The following is a 21,209-nucleotide window of genomic DNA, read 5'->3' on the forward strand; positions in this document are numbered from 1 at the left end:
TTTTTTCAGTGACTTTTATATTTTAGACGATTTTTATCGAAATGACATTCTTTTTGCTTACAATTAGTAATAAAAAAACATATCTGTGATAGCTTTAATCTATCGCAGGTATGTTTTTACTGTCTATTCTTGTTTTTCTGATTGAAAATTCAATTTTACCCCAGGCTGATCTAAGGCGATCTCTGTCACCTCATAAGACATCCGGCGTACGATATCGAATAACGGTGCTACTAGCTCGTCCACTTCTTCTTGTGTGACATCATTTTGACCTTCAATTTTCCGATTGAGGATATGATTGATCTGACTCACACTTCCAGATAAAACATATGTATCAAACACTAACCGGAACTCTAAGCGTGCTCCTACGATGCTATGTTCTTTCGGATAGTTTTCGATCGTTTCTTTTAAAGGCGAGAAGCCTACTTTCAAATCTGTTTCTACTTCTTGGTTCGGCAATCTCATATCATAATGAAATGCTTCTACAACTTCTTTTTGTCTTCTGATTTCCATATAATTTTATCACTCCTTTATGAAAATTATAACATATCTCCTTTGAAAGGGGATACTACTTTTTAATGATGCTCTGCAAGGTAAGGATTTCATTCAGATTTCCTACCACATAATCTGCCGGGATCTCACCCAGAAAATGATCGATGTCGTAAAGACAAGTAGCGACTCCTGCATTTTTCCCTGCTTCGATATCTAAACGACGATCGCCGATCATCATCGTGTCTGTTCTTTCTAAATGAAAAGTATCGATCAAATAATTTAAAGATGCTGGATTAGGTTTACGAGGAAAGTCCTGATCGATCCCTACTACTTCCTCAATCAGATGTGCCAATCGATGTTCTTTTAACAGGCCCCATGTTGATTCTGTCAAACGATGGGTCAGGATGAAATGACGACCGCCGTTGTCTTTTAGCATTTCCAGTACTTGTTTCGTTTCTGGAAATGGACGGGAAACTTCCGTACTTTCTTTTTCATATCGGTGAAATAATTCATTAAACTCTTTGGCGTTCAAGTTTGATTCATTGATCAAATAACTAGTAGAATACTTTTTCATTTTGAAGTAGATTTCTTTTTTGTCCATACTGATACCAAAATCTTTTAGTGCTTGCCATGCACCATCTACCATTGCGGGATACGTATCAAACAATGTACCATCAAAGTCCCATATATAATTTTTCATGTTCCTTTTGTTCCATTCCTTTGCTTCTTTTTTCTATCTCTCACTTTAGATAAAGGTGTTCTTTAAAGTATTTTTTTGTCCAGAATTGTCAAATCATTTGCTAATGTATACTGGATTGGTTGGGCATTTGGGATATCGATCGTATCCATTTGATCTTCAGGAACATCTTCTAAATATTTTGTCAGTGCTCGGATGCTATTACCATGACCCACAACTAGTAAATCTTGCCGATCTTTTAGTTTTGGTGCTAGATGATCTTGCCATAAGGGAATGATCCGATTCACTGTCATTTCCAGACTTTCTCCGTATGGGATCAAATGCGGGTCCAAGTGATCATATCTGCGGTCAAATCTATTTTCTGCGGTTAACGGCGGAACTTCCGTATATCCTCTGCGCCATTTTTTTACTTGATCTTTTCCGTATATTTCTTTCATCTTATCTTTGTTTTTACCCACAAGATCCCCATAATGCCGTTCATTTAGACGCCATGTTTTTATTATAGGAAGCCATAACTGACCCATTTCTTCTAGTGCGACTTGTCCGGTAAGAATCGCACGTTTCAAAACAGAGGTATAAACGGCATCGAATTGAAGGCCAGCTTCAAGCATTTTTTGACCGGCTACTGCTGCTTGTTCTTTTCCTTTTTCTGTTAAGGCGACATCTAGCCATCCTGTCCAGTAATTTTCAAAATTTGCTTCGCTTTCGCCATGACGTAATAATACTAATTTCATTCTTTTCTCCCTTAAACATTCGTTTCGAATTTTATACCACATGTTTTGCATGTCACGCGTATTCGTCCTTTTCCTTTAGGCGCACGCTGCTTTTGATGACAATTCGGGCACTCAAAAAAAGTATAACTTTTTCGATCCATTTTAGCTTGCTTTTTGTTTGTTATCTGATGATATTTTTCTTTGACTCTATCAAGATATTTCAAATAACGTTGATTCTCATTTAGTCTGGGGTAGATTTTTTTTGATAGGAAACGAAATATCATCCATCCGAAAAAGACGATGAACAACAATTGTCCGATTCTATAGGGCAACCAACGACTTAGCAAACTAAAGACAAGCGCAGCGATCAATAGACCGCGATTCAACTGATCAAATTTCGCATATCTTCCCTGCATAAGTTTGTGATAGTTCTGCTGAAATCGTATTAGCCTTTCTAACCATGTTTGCATCATATTATCTCCTCCATCATCTAATATTTATTATGACAAAAAAATCCAAAAAGAAAAAGCCTTAATTGGCCTTTTCCATTGCAACTTGGTGAAGGACATTCCGATTTCTGGTAAAGTCAATCACAATCACTTTCTTTTTATCTTCTCTGTTGACTACTCGAAATGTGTCCGTCAATGGAAGAAACAGCTTCTTAGATGGTAGCTGTTGCATACGTATAAAACGATGGATCATCGTAATCAATTGAGGAAATTGAATAGACGTGTGAAGCAGACCTGGATATTTTTTCAACAGCTGTGTCGTTTTGATCAGATTCCGTTTTTTACTGATCACTTTTAAAAAGCTTTTTAGAATCTTTTGCTGACGTCTAAAAATAGAAAAAGAATTTTCGTCATCTATTTGATAACGCATTTGTTTTTGCAGTTCTGCTGCAGTCAGATGGATCTTCCCATCGTTTGTATCGATCATTAAACCTTCTGGAAACAGTTCAACCACTGCTCGATCCCAAGATTCAAGAGAAAGCTCGATATAATCTTTTACTGGTAATTCCAATTCTACCTTAAAAAAGTGCAAAACAGCCGACAGCCCTTCTGCTTGATAGATTTCTCCTAATGTTAGCCCCTCTAGATGGAACTCTGGTGAAAAATGCAGCAATGTTTTATTTTCCTGCAATTGAACATATAGAAATGTAGATCGCTCAATCAGAGTATCTTTTAAAACAACTAAAAAATTCATTTTTCTCCCCCTTTTTTCATCATTTTTAAAATAGCATATTTTGAAAAGAAAGTCTGATGCTTAGAGTAGAATTTCATAAAAATTTACTATTTCATAAGTATTCACGAGAAAAATACAAACAAAAAAGCGGAAATAACGCTCATCCGCCTTCTTGTTTATGTTTATTTCCTCTTCAAACGCTTGTCTATGATTCAGACTTTTCTCTATCGTTATTTTCATCTAAAAGTTCTTGCATTCCGATAATTTCTCGATATTGATGAATCTTAGTGATACCAATGACTTTGTCTACATCAATACTAAAACAAATACCATTACCTGGAATATCGATGTTGATGCCTTGACCAATCGCATCCATTACTTTATTCGTCAAACTATCGGGTACTAATGTCAACACAATATCTTTTTCTGGCGAAATGTCCAAACCTAAAAATTTCCCTGAATCATGTACACCAGAACCTCTTCCATGTAAGATCGTTCCGCCTGCTGCACCTGCTTCTTTTGAAAAGTCGATAACATCTTCGCCCATTCCTCCGTCAACGATCGTCACAATCATGTGAAGATTCAATGCTACAAGGTCTTTCATTTGCTTTCCCCCAATTTTTGCAATCTTTCTTTTTCGATTCTGTCTTTTTCATCTTTTCGTTTATAGATATATCCTAGTACTAAAGTGGATAATATTGGTGTCAATGCAATCATTGCAACCACACCAAACCCGTCAATAATCGGGTCTCTTCCTTCAATTTGTGCAGCGATTGCCACACTCATTGATAAAATAAATGTCGAACACATCGGACCCGTTGCTACTCCACCGTTGTCAAAAGCCATTGCTAAAAAGATCTTGTCCACTTTTCATCCTAAAATAAATGCTAGCCCATATCCTGGGATCAAGAAATAATAAAGAGAGAATCCGACGAGCAAACGCCACATAGACAATCCTACTGCTGCGCCAATCCCAATCGAAATCACCATCAGCATGACTTTCGACCGGATCCTTCCTTCACTCAATTCTTCAACCTGTTTGACCATTACATGAATCGCCGGCTCAGCAAACCCTACTAAGAACCCCATTAAAAAGCCAAGGGGAACCAGTATATAATTGTAAGGCAATCCCGCAATAGCACTGCCTAAATGCTGTCCTACCGGTACATAAGCCATATTGACTCCGTGCAGGAAAAGGATCAACCCAATAGTCGTTATCAAGAAACCTTTCATAATGTCAAAGAAACGCTTTTTGCGCATACGAAAACTAATGATATTCATTAAAACAAATAGGATTACGATAGGTGCCACTGCCAAAATGACTTCCATGGTAACGATTTCGATTCCATCTATCACTTGCTGCCAGAAACTCATTGGAAGATCACCCCCAAAATCATCACGGCAAGAATCGGCCCTAACGAAGCAATACCGACCATTCCAAAACTGTCATTTTCATTTTTCTTTTGTTTGATCATGCTAGTCATCCCTCCGGCAAGGGCCAAAATAAACGGAACAGTTACTGGACCAGTAGTTACTCCGCCCGAATCAAAAGCAATCGGCATAAATTCGGAACTGGTGAAAAATGAGGCGATCAAAACGCCTATGTAGCCTATAGCCATCAATTGATAATAGGATAGCTTGAATACGACCCGAAGTAGCGCAAAGGCTAAAAATACTCCAGTGCCGACGCTGACGATCCCAATCAGCAACACTCTGCCAATCTCTCCGTCAGATATATCATATACTTGTTGTCCCAAAACTTGCACGGAAGGTTCAGCAATCGTGATCACGATCCCAATAGCAAATCCCAAACTGACCAAAACAGCCAAACTTTTCTTTTTGATCATATATTTCCCTACTAGATCTCCGACTTCCATCATAGAATAATCTGCTCCAAACAAAAAGAGCGTCATTCCGATCATCATGATTGCCGCACCAACCAGAAATGAAGCGAGGTCTTCTCCTTCTAACGGTGCAAAAACAAACGTTAAAATGACAATCAGGACAGTCATCGGCAATATAGCAGCAATCACTTCTTTAAAATTTTTTAGCATGTATCCTCCTCCTTTACTCTTTAAGTTTACCTTAAAATGAAAGAGTTTTCGAGCACAAACTTAAAACGTTATCATTTAATTTTTCTCAACATAAAATAACACTCGTCCCAAAAGTATCTTTTTACTTGGAAAAATGACTTTGAAGGAACGCGCTTATTGTGTTTTTTTATTTTACAGAGCCGATCATTCCTTGAACGAATTGCTTTTGCAAAACAAAAAATACGATGGCAGTTGGTAAAGTAGCGATGACTAATCCAGCCATGATCATTCCATAGTCTGGTGTATAGGAAGCACCCATAGCAGATAAAACAAGCGGAACCGTCCGTTTATCAGGAGATTGCAAAGCTACTAAGGGCCATAAATAATTGTTCCAGCTACTCATGAATGTGATGATTGCAGCCGCGGCATAGGTATTTTTAGCCGTCGGCATATACACTCTAAAAAAAATACTTAGTTCTTTTAGACCGTCTAATCGAGCGGCTTCTACTAGATCTTTTGGAAAAGATTTAACATTTTGTCGAAAGAAGAAGATCAAAAAAGCAGTGCTAACAGATGGCAGGATGACAACCAAGAAACTGTTGATTCCCAAAACCGTTCCGTTCAATTGTGAAAACATTCGATACAAAGGGATCATCAATGCCGCAAAAGGAACCATCATCGATAGCAGTAGAATATTGAAAATTAGGTCTTTTCGTTTACTTTGATAAATCTCAAATCCATATCCTGCCATTGACGAAATCAGTAATGCAAACACAGTGGTCACCAAAGCGATCATCGCTGAATTCCAAAGGGAACGAGTAAAATTCAGCTCATTGGAAAACAAATTTTGAAAATTGATGATCAAGTTACTGCCAATCTTTATTTTTCCCGATGTGATATCTACGGGTGTATTCGTCATTCCCAAAACCATCCAGACAAAAGGAAAAATGGAAATAAATGATAGGATGCATAATGCTGTATACTTTAATACTGACCCAATTGTCGAACGAAGTTCTAATGCTTGTTTTTTGACGTTGGGGCGTTCGATTGTTTCTTTTTCTACCATATTTTTCATCGACTTTCTCCTCCTACTTTCGTTTGGATTATCGACAATATCACAATAAAGGAAACAATAACAAAGGAAACTGCTGCCGCATATCCAAAATTAGGCGTGAATTTATAACTCAAATTATAGATGTATTGAGATAGGGTGGTCGTTGCATTTGCTGGTCCCCCGCCAGTAATATTTTGTACTTCATCAAAAAGCTGCAATGTCCCGATCGTCGAAGTAATGGAAGTAAACAAAATGATTGGTTTTAAATTTGGGATCGTCACTTTGATAAACTGCTGCCATTTAGAAGCACCGTCAATAGATGCTGCTTCATAAATCTCCGAATCAATATTTTGCATGCCTGAAAGAAAAAAAATCATATTGTATCCAGTCCAACGCCAAGTGATCGAAAGAATGATCAGAACTCTCGACCAAATTGGATGAGTCAACCAGCCAATCGGTGTGTCAATCATACCAATGCCCAACAACAAGTTGTTTACAAGGCCAGATTCAAGGAATCGACAGTTTCATTACTTTACTAAGAAGTACGATTGGGAAAAAAGAAGAAGTGATTCCAGTCAAGGAAGAAATCAAAAGCGTACAAAGTTACATCGATCTTTTGAGTATGCGATATGGCGAAAGAATCTCGGCTAAAATAATGATTCCTGATGAACTGCAGTCATTATCTATGCCGAATATAATCCTTCAACCAATTATCGAAAACGCCTATCTTCATGCTTTTCACAATAAAACGCAAGGATTCATCACGGTGTACGGCAAAACAAAAAATCAGCTTCTTTTATTCGAAGTGATTGATAACGGCGATGGCTTCGATACTGAAAATACCAAACAAAAAAATGATCATTTTTCAGGAATCGGCATCAGCCATGTAGATGAGCGGATACGCCTAATGTATGGCGATGCATATGGCTTAACAATCCAATCAGTGATTGGGACAGGAACGACTGTAACGATTTGTCTACCGCTTCTTCCTAAAAATCAATCAGAATATCAAAAATAAAGAATAGCCAAGCGCTGATTTTTTTATTTTAAGTTAAATAAATCAATCAGTATTCTTGACTTTCATCTACGCGTCTCTTCTACTGTCAGCACTGGATAACAGCCCAATATTTGACTTTCTCCTCCGAGCATCTTGATTTCTTGGAGCGCATTCTCTACTAATGTCATTGGGCGGTCCAACAACAAATCGATCACGAAAAAATATTCTCCCAAGCTAGTTTTCAATGGTCGGGATTCAATCTTACTTAAGTTGATTTCCCGCCAGCCAAAAGCTGCCAGCATTTTATGAAGCATCCCTGGCCGATTAGCAGGTAGTGTCAAGATGACACTCATTTTTACTGGAGCTGACTGCTGGCTGGTCATCTTTCGGTCACCGACGATCCAAAAACGTGTCTGATTCAACTCATTATCTTGGATATTCTCAGCTAAGATCTCCAATCCAACATGCTGTGCTGTTTCTAATGAAGCAATCGCTGCTGCGTCTTCTTTCGGATGTTCTGCTACATACATTGCTGCAGCAGTTGTTGATTCTGTTGCTACTAAAGGTACATTTGGATAATGCGTTTCTAAAAACTGTTGTGATTGTGCTAGTGCTTGGGGATGAGAAAGGATTTTTGTAATCTTTGTTGCTGGATTGCCTAAAAGCTGCTGCTTGATAGGAAGAACGATTTCACTTTTAACTTCGACTTCTGGATGTTTGGAAAGAAGATCGATTGTGTGATGAACAGATCCTTCCAATGAATTCTCTACAGGAACGACAGCCAGATCGACCTGCTTGCGAAACAAAGCGCGCAAACAAGCAGGGATGGAAGCATACGCAGTCAATTGTTCTGTAGGAAATAGCTGACAAGCCGCCTGATAAGTGAATGAACTTTCTGGCCCTAGATAGCTGACGTTCATATGCTTTTGATCCTTTCTATAATGGTATCGATGATCTTTTCTGGTGTTTGATTGGTCGTGTTGATTCGATGTGTCGCACTTTCTTCATACCAAGAAAGTCGTTGTGCCAATAATGCTTTTATTTCTTCTCTTGTTTTTCCAAGAGCTAAAGGTCGAATAGACGTTTCATCTTGTTGGATACGATCAACTAGACAGTCCGCTTCTGCCTCTAAGTAAAGAACAATCGGCTGTGTTTTTAAAAAACGCCGATTTTCTGCACTTTGGACAATCCCTCCACCAGTCGCGATAATTTTGTCTTCATTTGACAGCTTTCTTAAAATATCTGACTCCACTTTTCGAAAGCTTTTTTCACCGTAATAGTGAAAATATTCGGCAATCGACAATTGGATATGTTCCTCAATCTTTGTATCTAAATCTACATACTCTTTTTGTAAACGTTGAGCTAACCCTTTACCGATTGTTGTTTTTCCAGCGCCCATGAAACCAATCAGCAAAATGCTAGCCATGAGCTTCTCCTCCTGTCACAAGTTCTGCTAAATCGTCAAAAAATGCCGGATAAGAGATTGAAACAGCTTCAGCTCCTTCTAGTTCGCAAGGTCCATCAGCTATCAAAGCAGCTACTTGCAGCATCATACCGATTCGATGATCGCCTCTGCTGGACACTTTTGCGCCATGCAGAGGTGTCGGCCCATGGATGATCAGACCGTCTGCTGTCGCTTTTATCTTTGCTCCCATTTTCTGTAATTCTTCTGCCACCGCATCAATTCTGTTGGTTTCTTTTACTTTTAATTCTTCTGCGTCTTTGATGATCGTGATTCCTTCTGCTTGAGTAGCCACTAAAGCTAGAATGGGCAATTCATCAATCAGACGCGGAATGATTTCTCCGCCAATCGTTGCTTTCTTCAAATGACTCGTCTTGACACTTAAATCAGCCGATTGGTTCTGTTCATTGTGATTCGTCTGAGTAATCGCTGCGCCCATCTCCTCCAGCACATCTAAGATACCAGTTCTTGTTGGATTGACCCCGACATTTTTTAACAACAGTTGGCTTTCCGGAACAAGAAGTCCTGCTGCTAGAAAGAAAGCAGCTGATGAAATATCACCTGGAACAGTTATCTGCTGACCGGTTAATTTTTGCGGTCCGGTCACTATGATCGTTTTATCTTCCACTGTGATCCTTCCACCAAATTGACGAATCATTTCTTCCGTATGGTTACGGGAACGTTCTTTTTCAACGATTACGGATGTACCTTCTGCTTGTAGTGCCGCAAACAGCAAAGCAGATTTGACTTGCGCACTGGCTACAGGCATATTGTATCGGATAGGTGATAAAGAGTTGGTTCCTGTCACAGTGATTGGTAGATACTGCTCATTCTCTTTTCCTTGCAAGTCAGCGCCCATCTCGCGTAAAGGTTCCATCACTCGCCCCATTGGACGTTTAGACAACGAAGCATCCCCAAACAGAGTAGTCGTAAAAGGCTGTCCAGCCAAAATACCCATCAATAAACGTATGGTCGTACCGGAGTTTCCCATGTCGATTGATTCGGTTGGTTGGACAAATGAGTGGCTACCGCGACCATGAATCTTGATCATCTCTTCCTCTTCTTCGATTTCAACGCCTAATTGCTGGAAGGCATGTAAAGTACTCAGACAATCTTCTGCGCGCAAAAAATTTTGTATAGTCGTCGTTCCTTCCGCAATTGCCCCAAACATGATGCTGCGATGAGAAATTGATTTGTCTGCTGGTATCCTAACAGTTCCTCTTAATCCATGTATTTGTTGTAATAATTGCATTTATCCAGCCTCCTATTTGATCCAGCAATGATAACTGGTATTAGACATAATGATTCTTTTTGCTTGTAACAAATCCTGTTGGTTTTTAAAACTGATTTGCAGTATTCCTAAAATATCTTCCCTGGTCTCTTGGATCTTCAAATTAATCAAAGAAACTCCCGCTTTTCCGATCAGTCCAGTTACTTCTGCAATCACGCCAGGTTCATCTGGCACATCGATAAATAAATCAAAAAAGGCAGGAATCGCGCCTTGCTTATGGATAGGCAACTGGTCTCGACTTTCTTTTGCCCGATTGAAAAAAGAAAAGATTTCCGATTGGTTCTCAGTCATGATCCATTCTGCTATTTGTGCCATTTCTTGCTGCCAATCCGCCAATCGTTCCAATAATATCTGCTTATTGCTCAACAAAATATCTGTCCACATAACAGGATCCGAGGAAGCGATCCTAGTGATATCTCGAAAGCCTCCTGCTGCCAGTTGTTTGGCTCGCGGATACTCTTGATTGAATTGTTCTGCCTGATTGACTAAGCCAGCTGCCAGAATATGTGGAAAATGACTTAGCATTCCTGTTATACGGTCATGTTCTCTTGCTGTAAGAGTTACATATTTTGCTTTGGTTCCGCAAAATAGTTCTTGCAGTTTTTCAACATCTTTTTTCGTCTTTTCCAAAGGTGTAAAGATGTAATAGGCATTTTCAAATAGTTTAGCATCTGCTGCCTGTATACCTGATTTATGAGAACCAGCCATTGGATGTCCACCGACAAACCGAAGATTTTTCTGTTCAGCAGATGTCACGACTTGCTGCTTCGTACTGCTGACATCCGTAATGATGACGTGATCAGACAAGTTGATTCTTTCAAGGACATCAAGATAAGCTAAGGTTGTACGGACGGGAACGGCTAATAAGATAACGTCTGCTTGTTCTGCACCTGTTTCAAAATCATTTGCAACGTAATCAACGATCTGCTGTTCTACTGCTTGCTCACGGGTTTTTGACTGACTATCCCAACCAACTACTATCAGTTCTGGATTGGTCTGACGAATACAAAGTGCCATAGAAGCACCAATCAGTCCAAGCCCCACGATAAAAACATGTTGTGCCATCTTATTTGCCCCCTTTTTAGTAATGTTTCAAGTAGTCACGGTACTCCTTCACTGCAGCTTTCAACTCAACAAGCGAATCACTTGGGAATTTTGACAATAGCTCTGTCGCTACCACAGTGGCTACAACATTTTCCGCAACGACGCTAGCTGCAGGAACTGCTGTACTATCCGAACGTTCTACACTTGCTTTGTAAGGTTCTTTTGTATCGATATCAACACTTTGAAGTGGCTTGTACAATGTAGGGATGGGTTTCATGACCCCGCGAATGACAAGTGGTTCGCCATTGGTCATTCCGCCTTCGAAGCCGCCTAGATTATTGGTACGTCGGAAATAGCCTCTTTCTTCTTCCCATAGGATCTCATCCATCACTTCTGAGCCTGGTAATGAACCAGAAGTGAATCCGACCCCAAATTCTACGCCTTTAAAGGCATTGATACTAACCACAGCTTGTGCGATTTTGGCATCTAGCTTCGTGTCCCATTGTACGTAGCTTCCTAATCCAGCTGGAACGCCTCCAACGAGCACTTCTACAATTCCTCCGATCGTATCTCCATTTTTCTTTGTCTGATCGATCAGTTCTTTTATTCTTTGCTCGACTGCTGAATCAACAACCCGTACTTCTGATGCTTCAGAAATTTCTTTGATTTCTTGAATGGAGATATTTCTAGGTATTTCTGCTTGGATTCCACCAAGACAAATCACGTGTCCTGCTACGATGATGTCAAGTTCTTCCAGAATTTTCTTGGCAATTTCGCCGATTGCTACACGCATGGTCGTCTCTCTTGCAGAGGACCGTTCAAGCACATTCCGAAGATCTCGATGATGGTATTTCATACCGCCAACCAAATCCGCGTGACCTGGACGCGGACGTGCAACTCGCCGCAGTGATTGATCTTTTTCAGGCACTTCTGCTACAGACATGACAGTTGTCCAATTTTTCCAATCTTTATTTTCTACCACTAAAGTGACAGGTGAACCAATTGTTTTGCCGTGACGGATGCCAGACGTGATCCGAACACGGTCTTTTTCGATCTTCATCCTTCCTCCTCTGCCGTAACCAGCTTGTCTGCGAGCGAGTTCGTGATTGATTTCTTCTTCTGATAGAGGTAACCCTGCTGGTAGTCCTTCAATAATCGCTGTTAATTCTGGTCCATGGGATTCTCCCGCAGTCATATAACGCATCTTACAGTCCTCCTAAGTAATCTTTGAATGTCTCTGTGGGAACAGGAACGATTTTTGCTTGCCCAATCTTTTCTAGCAAGATGATATTCAATTGGCTTCCTCTTGCTTTCTTATCATGGGTTATCGCGTGGAATAATTCATCTGGATGACTTAGATCGTACGTAATCGGCAGATGGAATTTTTGAAGTATCCTTTCTAAAGCAGCTGTCGATCCAGTTGGAGACAAGCCGATTTTTTCTGCATGAGAAGTGATGGCTACCATTCCAATAGCTACTCCTTCTCCATGACTGACTACCCCATATCCTGCTGTATTTTCAATTGCATGGCCAATTGTATGACCAAAATTTAAAATAAGTCGATTTCCTTGGTCAAAGACATCTTCTTCCACTACTTTTCGTTTGATTTCCAACGTAGCAGTAATGATTGGAACAGCATGTTCCAGAAGATCTTTTTCGTCTTTCAGCTCGTTCAGCTGTTTCCAAAGCGTTGCATCTGCTATAGCTGCTGATTTGATGATTTCAGCGATTCCTTCTCGTAAACGACGTACCGGCAAAGTTTTTAGAACCTCAGGATCAATCAATACACCAGCTGGCTGGTTAAATGTTCCGACAAGGTTTTTCGCTTTGTTTGTATTGACGGCTGTCTTTCCGCCAATACTAGAATCTACTTGTGCAAGTAGCGTAGTCGGAATTTGAACGAAATGGATCCCACGCATGAACGTCGAGGCCACGAATGCGGCTAGATCACCCACCATTCCTCCACCAAGTGCAAGTATCCCATCGCTGCGGGTAAAATCATTATCTGCTAAAAAATCGTATAACTCAGCTGCTTGTTCTAAAGATTTACTGGTCTCACCCGCCGGTACGATTGAAAGGACTGGTTCAAAATTAGCTTGTCTCAATTGGAACATGATTTTTTCTGCATATAGTGGAGCAACGTTTGTATCAGTGATCACAGCTACTTTTTGAGGTCTCCAAATCGTTTGAAGCCATGATCCAGCCTGTTCTAGAGCGCCTTTTTCAATATGAATATCGTATTTTTGGTTATCAACATGTACAGTAAGCATTCGTTTCACTTCTTTCTTTTAAAAAGCTGGAATTAATCGAGTGTCTGAATCTTTTCCATTGCTTCTTTCATGATCGCAACTTCTTTCATCATGCGTGAGTAAGTCTTTTCATTCAACGATTGGGGACCGTCTGACCAAGCATTTGCAGGATCAGGATGGATCTCTACGATCATGCCATCTGCTCCGCTTGACACACCCGCACGAGCCATTGGTGGTACAAGTTCCCAAATTCCTGTACCATGACTTGGATCAACAATCACAGGGAAATGAGTTAATTTTTTCATCAATGGGACAGCACTTAAATCAAACGTATTACGTGTCGCTGTCTCGTAAGTCCGAATCCCACGTTCGATAAAAATGACAGGAGATTTGTCTTCGACTGCAATGTATTCTGCAGCATTAAGCCATTCATTGATCGTACCGGAAATTCCACGTTTCAATCCAACAGGTTTACCTGTTTTACCGACAGCAGATAGCAGTTTAAAATTTTGCATATTACGTGCGCCAATCTGTAGGATATCGCTGTACTCAGCCACCATATCGATATGCCCTTCATCCATCACTTCAGTAATCACTTTCATTCCAAATTCATCAGCCGCTTGACGGATGTATTTCAATCCTTCTTCTTCTAAACCTTGGAAAGCATATGGAGAAGTACGTGGTTTGAAGGCACCACCTCGCAGAATTTTTGCGCCCCCGGCTTTGGCCATTCGCGCACATTCTCTGATTTGGTCTAATCCTTCGATAGAACAAGGACCAGCCATCGTCACGAAACTGCCGTCACCAATTTTTACTCCGTCTACATCCACGACTGTATTGCCAGGATGGAATTCTCGAGAAGTCAATTTGTATGTGTTTAAAATACGCACAGCATTTTCTACTCCTTCATAGCGTGTAAATGCTCCTTCTTGTAAACTTCGCGTATCACCTTTTAGTCCAATCACTACTCGTTCTGTTCCTTGATCGATTGAGACGTTGAATCCTTCTTTTTCGATATGATCGACGACTTTTTTTATTTGTTCTTCCGTTGCTTCTTTTTTCATAATTACTATCATTGTTTTTCCCGCTTTCTTTTGTTTACTTATCTATCTTGGCTGATTTTCTCTACTTTTTCAAGGTGGTTTTACATTAATTCCTACTAAATGACCGTGTCCTGTTGTTCTCATTTTCGCTCCTTCTTTCCTACTTATGACCCAGATAATCAACAAAAAAAGATGTCCCTGTAGGAAATTGCCTCTACAGTGAACATCTTCAACGAGCCTTAAAAAGCGCTGCAAAAATATAAAATAGCCACTATAGATGAATTTCTCTACGTGGCTGTAAGTCGTGTTTAAAAATCTTTAGCCATCATAGATACAAACCTGGTTTGTTTGTACCCACGAAGTCATGAATACAAACCTATCTAAAATAGCTAAAGTAATACGTATTCAGTTTTGTAAGTTTTCTAGATTTCATAAAAAATCGCTCCAAACTGATGTAAGAATTGTACCTAGTATAGACATAAAAAAATCGACTGTCAATCATTTTTATGAAACTTTTTTTAATTTTCTGATAGTTAACTTTGTTTTTCAGAAAAATAACAATTGGTTTTATTGAAGAAAATAGTCATGAACAAAAGTATCTGAGAACTTTTTTACTCTCTTGTTCATGACATATAGAATAAAGCAGCTTTGTCTTGTAAACTCCGTTTTTCAAATAATAATCTAAAGATTGCTACTGAATAATAAAGCCGATTTCATGGTCCTCTTCGCTGCTGATTCGGTAAGGTGACTCAACATCCGCTCCCCAGCTATTGATACCCCCGACTCCTCTTACTTTTGCAAAAATCGTAAGAACCGTTCGTCTTTCTGGCGGTAGTTCTTCTATATGTGTTGCCTGTTCCAGTTCTTCTGCTTTGAATGGTAAAGCGGAAAAAGCAAATGGCGTATCCTGCTGTTCAAATCGCAACGAAAAATCTTCTTGATCTTTATCCGTATTATCCAACGTTTGATTTCTTGTTAGTTCTACCCATTTCGTTTCCATATGCATGCCGCATTCTTGGGGAACAAGGTATGGGGAAACGGGGAGTCCTGCCACTTTATAAATACCTTCGACACCACCAGCCATCCGATCCGGATATGTTTCCCCTGATAGGCCTTCATACTCAAAAAATTTTGCTTTCGTTGGCATAATGAACCTTAAACCCAATGCGGGTAATTCCGGTAATCCTTTTTGTCCATAATAATGCATATTGACAAGCATTTTACCCTCTCCAGCAATTTGGTAGGAAATTGTCACTTGGGTTTTTGGTACTGTGTTGATTTCCAGTGTAAAAATGATTTCAACCGTTTCAGCGTATTCATTACTTGAATATTGATTATTTACTGGAGCAATCGGCAAATCGATCTTTTTATTGTCCACCAGTACTTCTATTTCTTTGACTTTTGGATACAATCCGGCTCCTAACCACATACCGGATTTAAATCCAAATCCGCTACCTCTGTCATTATCGGTCGTTGCTCGCCAAAAAACTGGAAGTGTTTCCCGGTATAGCCATTCTTTTCCGTTTTTATTGAGCGATTCCAGTCCGCCTCTTGTATAAGAAAAAATATAATGCGTATTCCCCGATTTGACACCTAATGTACAGTCGCCGAAGACGATTGCAACTTTTTCCGTATCCATATGACTTTTATTTACTGTATTTTTCATAATAATATCTTACCTCCTGCATGGCGGGTTTTTCTTGTCCATCTGCAAAAACGATTCCATTCCCTGAGAATTCATAGTCACTTGGTTTATCGTCAAAGTCACCGCCATAGCGCATCACTTCTCTACCAGTGATTGGATCAGTCACTTGGATCGCCTGATCTTTAAAATCCCATATATAGCCTCCTTGGTACATTTCATAACGATCAAGCAACGTCATGTAAGAATCCATTCCACCTAACGAATTCCCCATGTCATGCATGTATTCACATAAGATGAACGGTTTTTCCGCTTTATTTTCAAGGTAGTCAATAATCTCTTCTGGCGGCGCATACATGCAGCTTTTTACATCTGAAATCGAATCTTCGAATGCTGGATTTGGAAAATTCCCTTCATAATGGACAAGTCGATCGGGGTCTACTTTTTTGAAGTAATCGTTCATTTGTCGAATGTTTTCTTCCGCATAAGATTCATTTCCAAGAGACCAAAAAAGAATACTTGGATGGTTTTTTAATGTTTCGAAATTCGTTTTTGCTCGATCAAGAACAGCCGCCTGCCACTGAGGTACTGCACCTGGTACGTTGTAAGAAGGCTCAAATGCGCCCATTTTTTGCCATGAGCCATGGGATTCGAGGTTCGTTTCCGCCATCACATGGATTCCTGCTTGGTCGCATAAATAATACCAAGTGATCTGGTTGGGGTAATGAGATGTCCGTACCCCGTTGATCTTTGCATTTTTTATGATAGCCAAATCTTTTTCCATATCTTCTATAGTGATGGCGCGTCCTTTTTTCGGATGCCACTCATGTCGATTTACCCCGTTGATAATCATCCGTTTTCCATTGAAGTATATGATTTTATCTTTGATTTCGATTTTACGAAAACCGAAGGAATAGTCAATATATTCTGTTACTCTTTTTTCTTCGTCTATCGTCTCCAATTCAAGCTTATATAAATTGGGCTGAAAATGCCCCCACAGTGCCACATTTTCAAATCCATCGATGCGAATCGTCATTTGCTCTTTTAACGGATATTGCTGTTGATAGATTTCCTTCCCATCAGGATCTAGTATCGCTACATTCAGCTGACTGTTTTTGGCTACTTGCTCAAAAGACAAATCTACTTCAAGTTTGCCATTTTGACATTTGTCATCTAAGCGAGGTTTGATCCAAAGATCTTCTAAATGGTTTTGTCCTCGAGCAACTAAGAAGACATCTCTGAAGATCCCAAAAAATCGGAAAAAGTCCTGATCTTCCAAGAATGCAGCTGTACTTCTTTTGTAAACCTCCACAGCTAGAATATTTTCTTCTTCCAAATAAGGTGTTAAATCAAATTCAGACGGAGTGAACGAATCTTCGGCATACCCGATAAAATGACCATTCAACCAAATAAACATTGCTTGTTCTACACCAGCAAAATGAATCGAGATTTGTTTTCCCTTTAGACCTTCTTCTAATCGAAAAGTCGTCAAATACGAACCAACCGGATTGTCTTTAGCAGCTGAAAAGATCCCTTCCGCCTCTTTCTCAGGGCTTGTCGTGAAAGGGGGACGGCGAAATACATGTCCCTCCCACGGATACATCGTATTGATGTAATGGATCTTGTCATAATTTGCTAATTCAATATGACTAGGAACAGTGATTTCATCAAAAGAACAGGCATCAAAATCTTTTTTATAAAATGTTTTTGGTCGTACCGAAGGATTTGGCGAATAACAAAAACGCCATGATCCATTTAAAGACTGTTTAAGGGAGGATGTGGTTTCTACTTCTTCCCTTGTTGCATAGCAAACATGATCGCTATGTGCATTTGATTGGTTCACTCTAAAAACTTGTGGATCATCTAACCATTTTATATTTGCTTTCATACTTTTTTCCTTCTCTCTCATAACTTTTTGAAATGAAGCAGTTCTGTTTGGAAATCACCTTGAAAATCGGGGAAGTAAAGTCCAACTGTCATCAATTCGGCCCCCGAAAATATCCGCTTCGAGGTCTGTTCCTGATAAAGTGCCTCATCATCTAACCCCATCAGATATACTTCATGGAACGCTGGTTGAGCTGAAGCTAGTATCCTCCCTAAAAACACAATAGCTTCATCTTGTTTAGGAGACACAAACATCCATGCGGCAATATTTTCTTCAAAAGGACTCGCCAAACGATAATAATGGCCATACTGGATCACCGGACGAATCGTTTGATAGGATATAATTTGGTCTTTGACTTGCTTTTTTTCTTCAGGAGACAGCTTTGTCAAATCCAGTTCATAACCAAAAACAGCGCTCATAGCTGTTTCTCCTCTTGTTTTCAACGAAGTAGATCTGTCGGTCTGATGATTTGGTACAGCTGATACATGAGCTGTGATGGACGAAATCGGATAAGCAAGACTTGTTCCATATTGGATTTTCATACGCTCCACTGCATCCGTGTTATCACTTGTCCATGACTGCGGCATATAATAAATAAACCCGGCATCAAACCGTCCACCTCCACCAGAACAGCCTTCCCATAAGATTTCCGGATAATCAGTTATCAAATGTTCAAGTAGTTCATAAAGCCCGAGCATATAACGATGCGCTACTTCTCCTTGTCTCTGTGGGTCAAGGGTAATCGAATAGACATCTGAAAGCGAACGGTTCATATCCCATTTGATGTAGTCAAGAGGAATCGTATCTAAAATCTTTCTCATTTGTTTCTCAATCGTCTGCCGAACATCTAACCTTGTAAAATCCAGTACATGTTGTGATCTGGAAGCAGAAGGCATTCTACCTGGCTCCTGCATAAGAAAATCAGAATGTGTTCGATACAGTTCAGAATCAACCGAGATCATTTCAGGTTCAAACCATAAACCAAATTTCAACCCTTTGCTATGAGCATAATCTGCTATTTCACGTAATCCATTTGTCAACTTGCCTTCATACTCGAACCAGTCTCCTAATGAAGAATTGTCCGCATCTCTTTTTCCAAACCAGCCATCATCTAATACGAACATTTCGATGCCTAGCTCCTTTGCTTCATCAATGATCGCCTTGATTTTTTCACTATTGAAGTCAAAGTAAGTGGCTTCCCAGTTATTGACCAGAATCGGCCGTTCAGCAAATTGATGACGACCTCTTGCGATTCTTTCACGTAGCAACTCATGGTGGATCTGACTCATTTTGTTCAATCCCTGACTTGAGTAAGAAAGGATCATTTCAGGTGTTTGAAAAGACTGGCCTGCATTCAATTCCCACGAAAAACGATGGCTGTTGATCCCACCGACGACTCTCAATTGATTGATCTGATCTTTTTCAAGTTCGAAAGAATGGTTGCCGGAATAAACAAATTGAAGTCCGATCGCTTCTCCAGTATTTTCTGTCGTATGATGATGAACTAAAGCAATAAAGTTATTCATATGGTGACTGCTCGTTCCTCGACGGCTTTCAAATACTTTTGTTCCAGATAAAACAGATTGCCGTGAAATCTGTCTTTCATTGACATGTGCTCCTGGCAAAGCAATGACTTCATCAAATCGCCTAGTATGGGCAAAGTCTAGCTGGAAACTAGCCGCTTTTTCTAGTTTGATTGTTTCTCCGGTTTCATTTCTTATCTTTACAGATCGTGTGATCACTGCTCTATCAGTAAATATGGTATAGAACAAATCGAAATAAATCGCTGTTTCTCTATCCTTAAGTGAAATCACCAACGTTTGTGCCTCTGACTTGTACATCACATAAGTTTGAGGCAAGCCTTCGATCTCTGGCTTCCCATCTGTAATATAATGGCTGTCATATCTCAGATCCAGTAAGTCTGATCCATTCTTGCGCTGAATGATCGATGCGGGCGTTCGAAAGTCCATGCTGCCATGAGAAGAGTATTCTTGCGGTAGTGTATCTTTCGACAGAGACCGGTCAGGATTTAAGGGAACATTTCCTGAAAATCCACGATCTCTTCGGGGATAATTTTTATTGTCTTTGTACTGCTTGACTGGTTTGCCAAAATAAATATGCGCCAATACATTGCTTTCTTCTATCTTTATCAGATAAGAAAGAAATGTATTTCGTAAATGGAAGACTCGGCTCTTTTCATCAAATAAGATGAAATTTTTATCTGTTTTTCTATGCGTAATATCCATCATTTCACTCCCAACAAAACGGAAACCGTTTACTTTTTTTATAATTCCTGTATACTGTTTACTAAACAATTTTGTCAATAAAAATTTTTTATTTTTTTGAGGAGTGTGTAAAAATGGTTGGAATTAGAGATGTCGCACGAAAGGCAAATGTCTCTCCTGCTACAGTTTCCCGCGTGTTGAATAACGATCAGACGATCCATGTGGCTCAGACTACTCGGCAACGGATAGTAGAGGCAGCTGCTGCGTTGGATTATGACATCAGTACTCGTAAATATATCAAAAAGAGAATGCCTTCGATTGGTGTGATCTCTACGATCGGCAAAGCGAGCGAAGAACAGGATATCTATTACAAACATTTGCGAGTAGGGATGGAAGAAGAAGCTCGACGTCTGCATTTAGGGATGAATCGAATCTATAATCTATCTGATAATCCTAAACAATGGGAAGATCTAGATCAGTTAGGTGCGGTGATCGTTGTTGGGACTGTTACGAAAGAATCGATTACCGCCTTGTTAAAACAAAACATGCAAATAATCGTCGTGGATAACCCTGACATCCAGCAAGAGGTCGATATGGTGTATGCAGATCTTGAACGGATGACTAAAACCGTACTGGAATTGTTCTTAGAAAATGGTCATAAAAGAATAGCCTATATCGGGGGATATAAAGTCGATATGGATGAATTCGGTGGGAAGCAGATTTCTATAAATGAAAAGAGGATGCGTGCCTATCAGCATTTTATGATCGATCATCACTTAGAAAAATATATGTCTTATCATCTAGGTGGCTGGACAGAAAAACAAGGTGAGGTACTTGCGACTAATCTATTAGAAAATGAATCCCCTCTTCCTACTGCCATTCTTGTCGGGAGCGATCCAATGGCAATCGGTGTCTATCGGGCATTGAAGAAAAAAAATATCCAAATTGGAGAAGAGATTGTTGTAGCAAGCTTCGATAATATCGAGACAATTGCAAATCTCTCCCCTGGCTTGACCAGTGTTCAAATCAATGCAAAATCAATTGGGCAAGCAGCTGTTCGAATGGCATTGGAGCGAATTGACGGTATACGTGATGAACCGATCATTTTGACTTATCCTGCGCGATTGATTGTTCGGGATAGTTTTATCCCAAGAACAAAAAGATATTGAAAAAGAGGTTGTGAAAAAGCCGCTTAGTTTCTTC

19 protein-coding genes and 3 pseudogenes are annotated in these 21,209 nt (G+C 39.8%); 2 read left to right on the plus strand and 20 right to left on the minus strand.

The features are described 5' to 3' along the window. Window positions 1-123 precede the first annotated feature (123 nt). From RG571_RS06180 to RG571_RS06225, 10 genes and pseudogenes are all read right to left on the minus strand, one after another. Complete coding sequence (locus tag RG571_RS06180; protein ID WP_002291995.1) at window positions 124-510, minus strand: DUF1149 family protein; 387 nt, start codon at window positions 508-510, stop codon at window positions 124-126. Between the two features lie 55 nt (window positions 511-565). Then, window positions 566-1,189, minus strand: a complete 624-nt coding sequence (locus tag RG571_RS06185) for an HAD-IA family hydrolase (protein ID WP_002325748.1) — start codon at window positions 1,187-1,189, stop codon at window positions 566-568. Window positions 1,190-1,251: 62 nt separating this feature from the next. Then, entirely contained in the window at window positions 1,252-1,920 is a 669-nt protein-coding gene (locus tag RG571_RS06190; RefSeq protein WP_002338779.1) for a 2,3-diphosphoglycerate-dependent phosphoglycerate mutase, read from the minus strand. 11 nt (window positions 1,921-1,931) lie between these two features. Then, window positions 1,932-2,372 (minus strand): hypothetical protein, encoded by a 441-nt coding sequence (locus RG571_RS06195; protein WP_002324957.1) that lies wholly within the window; start codon window positions 2,370-2,372, stop codon window positions 1,932-1,934. 58 nt (window positions 2,373-2,430) lie between these two features. Beyond that, window positions 2,431-3,102 carry a transcriptional regulator gene (locus RG571_RS06200; protein WP_002295199.1) on the minus strand — a complete coding sequence of 224 codons (672 nt, stop codon included), beginning with the start codon at window positions 3,100-3,102 and terminating at the stop codon, window positions 2,431-2,433. 184 nt (window positions 3,103-3,286) lie between these two features. After that, complete coding sequence (locus tag RG571_RS06205) at window positions 3,287-3,685, minus strand: P-II family nitrogen regulator (RefSeq protein WP_002295200.1); 399 nt, start codon at window positions 3,683-3,685, stop codon at window positions 3,287-3,289. Then, window positions 3,682-4,455 (minus strand): annotated as a pseudogene (locus RG571_RS06210) (DUF1538 domain-containing protein). Before RG571_RS06210 ends, RG571_RS06205 begins: the two are co-directional and overlap by 4 nt. After that, window positions 4,452-5,135 (minus strand): DUF1538 domain-containing protein, encoded by a 684-nt coding sequence (locus RG571_RS06215; protein WP_002292009.1) that lies wholly within the window; start codon window positions 5,133-5,135, stop codon window positions 4,452-4,454. The pseudogene RG571_RS06210 and the gene RG571_RS06215 overlap by 4 nt, the downstream one beginning before the upstream one ends. A gap of 166 nt (window positions 5,136-5,301) precedes the next feature. Further along, a complete protein-coding gene (locus tag RG571_RS06220) occupies window positions 5,302-6,189 on the minus strand; it encodes a carbohydrate ABC transporter permease (protein ID WP_002325749.1) in 888 nt (295 codons plus the stop codon). Next, window positions 6,186-6,683, minus strand: a pseudogene (locus RG571_RS06225) (carbohydrate ABC transporter permease); the annotation flags it as partial. The pseudogene RG571_RS06225 and the gene RG571_RS06220, both read right to left, overlap by 4 nt. Here RG571_RS06225 and RG571_RS06230 point away from each other — a divergent pair. Then, window positions 6,674-7,186, plus strand: a pseudogene (locus RG571_RS06230) (sensor histidine kinase); the annotation flags it as partial. The pseudogenes RG571_RS06225 and RG571_RS06230 overlap by 10 nt on opposite strands. A gap of 62 nt (window positions 7,187-7,248) precedes the next feature. Here the strand turns inward: RG571_RS06230 and pheA are convergent. From pheA to RG571_RS06280, 10 genes are all read right to left on the minus strand, one after another. Further along, window positions 7,249-8,085, minus strand: a complete 837-nt coding sequence (gene pheA / locus RG571_RS06235) for a prephenate dehydratase (protein ID WP_002338784.1) — start codon at window positions 8,083-8,085, stop codon at window positions 7,249-7,251. Next, the gene (locus RG571_RS06240; RefSeq protein ID WP_002295213.1) at window positions 8,082-8,591 is read right to left on the minus strand and encodes a shikimate kinase; all 510 of its coding nucleotides are present in this window, start codon (window positions 8,589-8,591) and stop codon (window positions 8,082-8,084) included. The genes pheA and RG571_RS06240 overlap by 4 nt, the downstream gene beginning before the upstream one ends. Beyond that, the gene (aroA, locus tag RG571_RS06245; RefSeq protein WP_002338785.1) at window positions 8,584-9,879 is read right to left on the minus strand and encodes a 3-phosphoshikimate 1-carboxyvinyltransferase; all 1,296 of its coding nucleotides are present in this window, start codon (window positions 9,877-9,879) and stop codon (window positions 8,584-8,586) included. Before aroA ends, RG571_RS06240 begins: the two co-directional genes overlap by 8 nt. A gap of 12 nt (window positions 9,880-9,891) precedes the next feature. Continuing rightward, window positions 9,892-10,983, minus strand: a complete 1,092-nt coding sequence (locus RG571_RS06250) for a prephenate dehydrogenase (protein ID WP_002338786.1) — start codon at window positions 10,981-10,983, stop codon at window positions 9,892-9,894. Window positions 10,984-10,999: 16 nt separating this feature from the next. Continuing rightward, window positions 11,000-12,166 (minus strand): chorismate synthase, encoded by a 1,167-nt coding sequence (gene aroC / locus RG571_RS06255; protein ID WP_002338787.1) that lies wholly within the window; start codon window positions 12,164-12,166, stop codon window positions 11,000-11,002. A 1-nt stretch (window position 12,167) separates the two neighbouring features. After that, complete coding sequence (gene aroB, locus RG571_RS06260; RefSeq protein WP_002338788.1) at window positions 12,168-13,232, minus strand: 3-dehydroquinate synthase; 1,065 nt, start codon at window positions 13,230-13,232, stop codon at window positions 12,168-12,170. A gap of 32 nt (window positions 13,233-13,264) precedes the next feature. Next, complete coding sequence (aroF, locus tag RG571_RS06265) at window positions 13,265-14,287, minus strand: 3-deoxy-7-phosphoheptulonate synthase (RefSeq protein ID WP_002338789.1); 1,023 nt, start codon at window positions 14,285-14,287, stop codon at window positions 13,265-13,267. 658 nt (window positions 14,288-14,945) lie between these two features. Then, window positions 14,946-15,920, minus strand: coding sequence for a beta-galactosidase small subunit (locus tag RG571_RS06270; protein ID WP_002289516.1), 975 nt, complete (start codon window positions 15,918-15,920; stop codon window positions 14,946-14,948). Continuing rightward, a complete protein-coding gene (locus RG571_RS06275; RefSeq protein ID WP_002289518.1) occupies window positions 15,901-17,784 on the minus strand; it encodes a glycoside hydrolase family 2 in 1,884 nt (627 codons plus the stop codon). Before RG571_RS06275 ends, RG571_RS06270 begins: the two co-directional genes overlap by 20 nt. Before the next feature lie 17 nt (window positions 17,785-17,801). Further along, window positions 17,802-20,027 carry an alpha-galactosidase gene (locus RG571_RS06280; RefSeq protein ID WP_002338790.1) on the minus strand — a complete coding sequence of 742 codons (2,226 nt, stop codon included), beginning with the start codon at window positions 20,025-20,027 and terminating at the stop codon, window positions 17,802-17,804. Window positions 20,028-20,140: 113 nt separating this feature from the next. On the opposite strand from RG571_RS06280, the gene RG571_RS06285 reads away from it, so the two are divergent. Further along, window positions 20,141-21,175 carry a LacI family DNA-binding transcriptional regulator gene (locus RG571_RS06285; RefSeq protein WP_002338791.1) on the plus strand — a complete coding sequence of 345 codons (1,035 nt, stop codon included), beginning with the start codon at window positions 20,141-20,143 and terminating at the stop codon, window positions 21,173-21,175. Window positions 21,176-21,209: the final 34 nt, after the last annotated feature.

Origin of the sequence: Enterococcus sp. FR204, from assembly GCF_031143325.1 — a bacterium.
Lineage (GTDB): Bacteria > Bacillota > Bacilli > Lactobacillales > Enterococcaceae > Enterococcus_B > Enterococcus_B faecium.

Excerpts from the sequence above, each read along its gene's own strand:
- RG571_RS06200 (WP_002295199.1), bottom strand. The coding sequence starts at position 3,102 with ATGAATTTTTTAGTTGTTTTAAAAGATACTCTGATTGAGCGATCTACA.
- RG571_RS06285 (WP_002338791.1), top strand. The coding sequence starts at position 20,141 with ATGGTTGGAATTAGAGATGTCGCACGAAAGGCAAATGTCTCTCCTGCT.
- RG571_RS06180 (WP_002291995.1), bottom strand. The coding sequence starts at position 510 with ATGGAAATCAGAAGACAAAAAGAAGTTGTAGAAGCATTTCATTATGAT.
- RG571_RS06190 (WP_002338779.1), bottom strand. The coding sequence starts at position 1,920 with ATGAAATTAGTATTATTACGTCATGGCGAAAGCGAAGCAAATTTTGAA.
- RG571_RS06215 (WP_002292009.1), bottom strand. The coding sequence starts at position 5,135 with ATGCTAAAAAATTTTAAAGAAGTGATTGCTGCTATATTGCCGATGACT.
- RG571_RS06185 (WP_002325748.1), bottom strand. The coding sequence starts at position 1,189 with ATGAAAAATTATATATGGGACTTTGATGGTACATTGTTTGATACGTAT.
- RG571_RS06220 (WP_002325749.1), bottom strand. The coding sequence starts at position 6,189 with ATGAAAAATATGGTAGAAAAAGAAACAATCGAACGCCCCAACGTCAAA.
- aroA (WP_002338785.1), bottom strand. The coding sequence starts at position 9,879 with ATGCAATTATTACAACAAATACATGGATTAAGAGGAACTGTTAGGATA.
- pheA (WP_002338784.1), bottom strand. The coding sequence starts at position 8,085 with ATGAACGTCAGCTATCTAGGGCCAGAAAGTTCATTCACTTATCAGGCG.
- RG571_RS06275 (WP_002289518.1), bottom strand. The coding sequence starts at position 17,784 with ATGAAAGCAAATATAAAATGGTTAGATGATCCACAAGTTTTTAGAGTG.
- RG571_RS06240 (WP_002295213.1), bottom strand. The coding sequence starts at position 8,591 with ATGGCTAGCATTTTGCTGATTGGTTTCATGGGCGCTGGAAAAACAACA.
- RG571_RS06195 (WP_002324957.1), bottom strand. The coding sequence starts at position 2,372 with ATGATGCAAACATGGTTAGAAAGGCTAATACGATTTCAGCAGAACTAT.
- aroF (WP_002338789.1), bottom strand. The coding sequence starts at position 14,287 with ATGATAGTAATTATGAAAAAAGAAGCAACGGAAGAACAAATAAAAAAA.
- RG571_RS06280 (WP_002338790.1), bottom strand. The coding sequence starts at position 20,027 with ATGGATATTACGCATAGAAAAACAGATAAAAATTTCATCTTATTTGAT.
- RG571_RS06205 (WP_002295200.1), bottom strand. The coding sequence starts at position 3,685 with ATGAAAGACCTTGTAGCATTGAATCTTCACATGATTGTGACGATCGTT.
- RG571_RS06250 (WP_002338786.1), bottom strand. The coding sequence starts at position 10,983 with ATGGCACAACATGTTTTTATCGTGGGGCTTGGACTGATTGGTGCTTCT.
- RG571_RS06270 (WP_002289516.1), bottom strand. The coding sequence starts at position 15,920 with ATGAAAAATACAGTAAATAAAAGTCATATGGATACGGAAAAAGTTGCA.
- aroB (WP_002338788.1), bottom strand. The coding sequence starts at position 13,232 with ATGCTTACTGTACATGTTGATAACCAAAAATACGATATTCATATTGAA.
- aroC (WP_002338787.1), bottom strand. The coding sequence starts at position 12,166 with ATGCGTTATATGACTGCGGGAGAATCCCATGGACCAGAATTAACAGCG.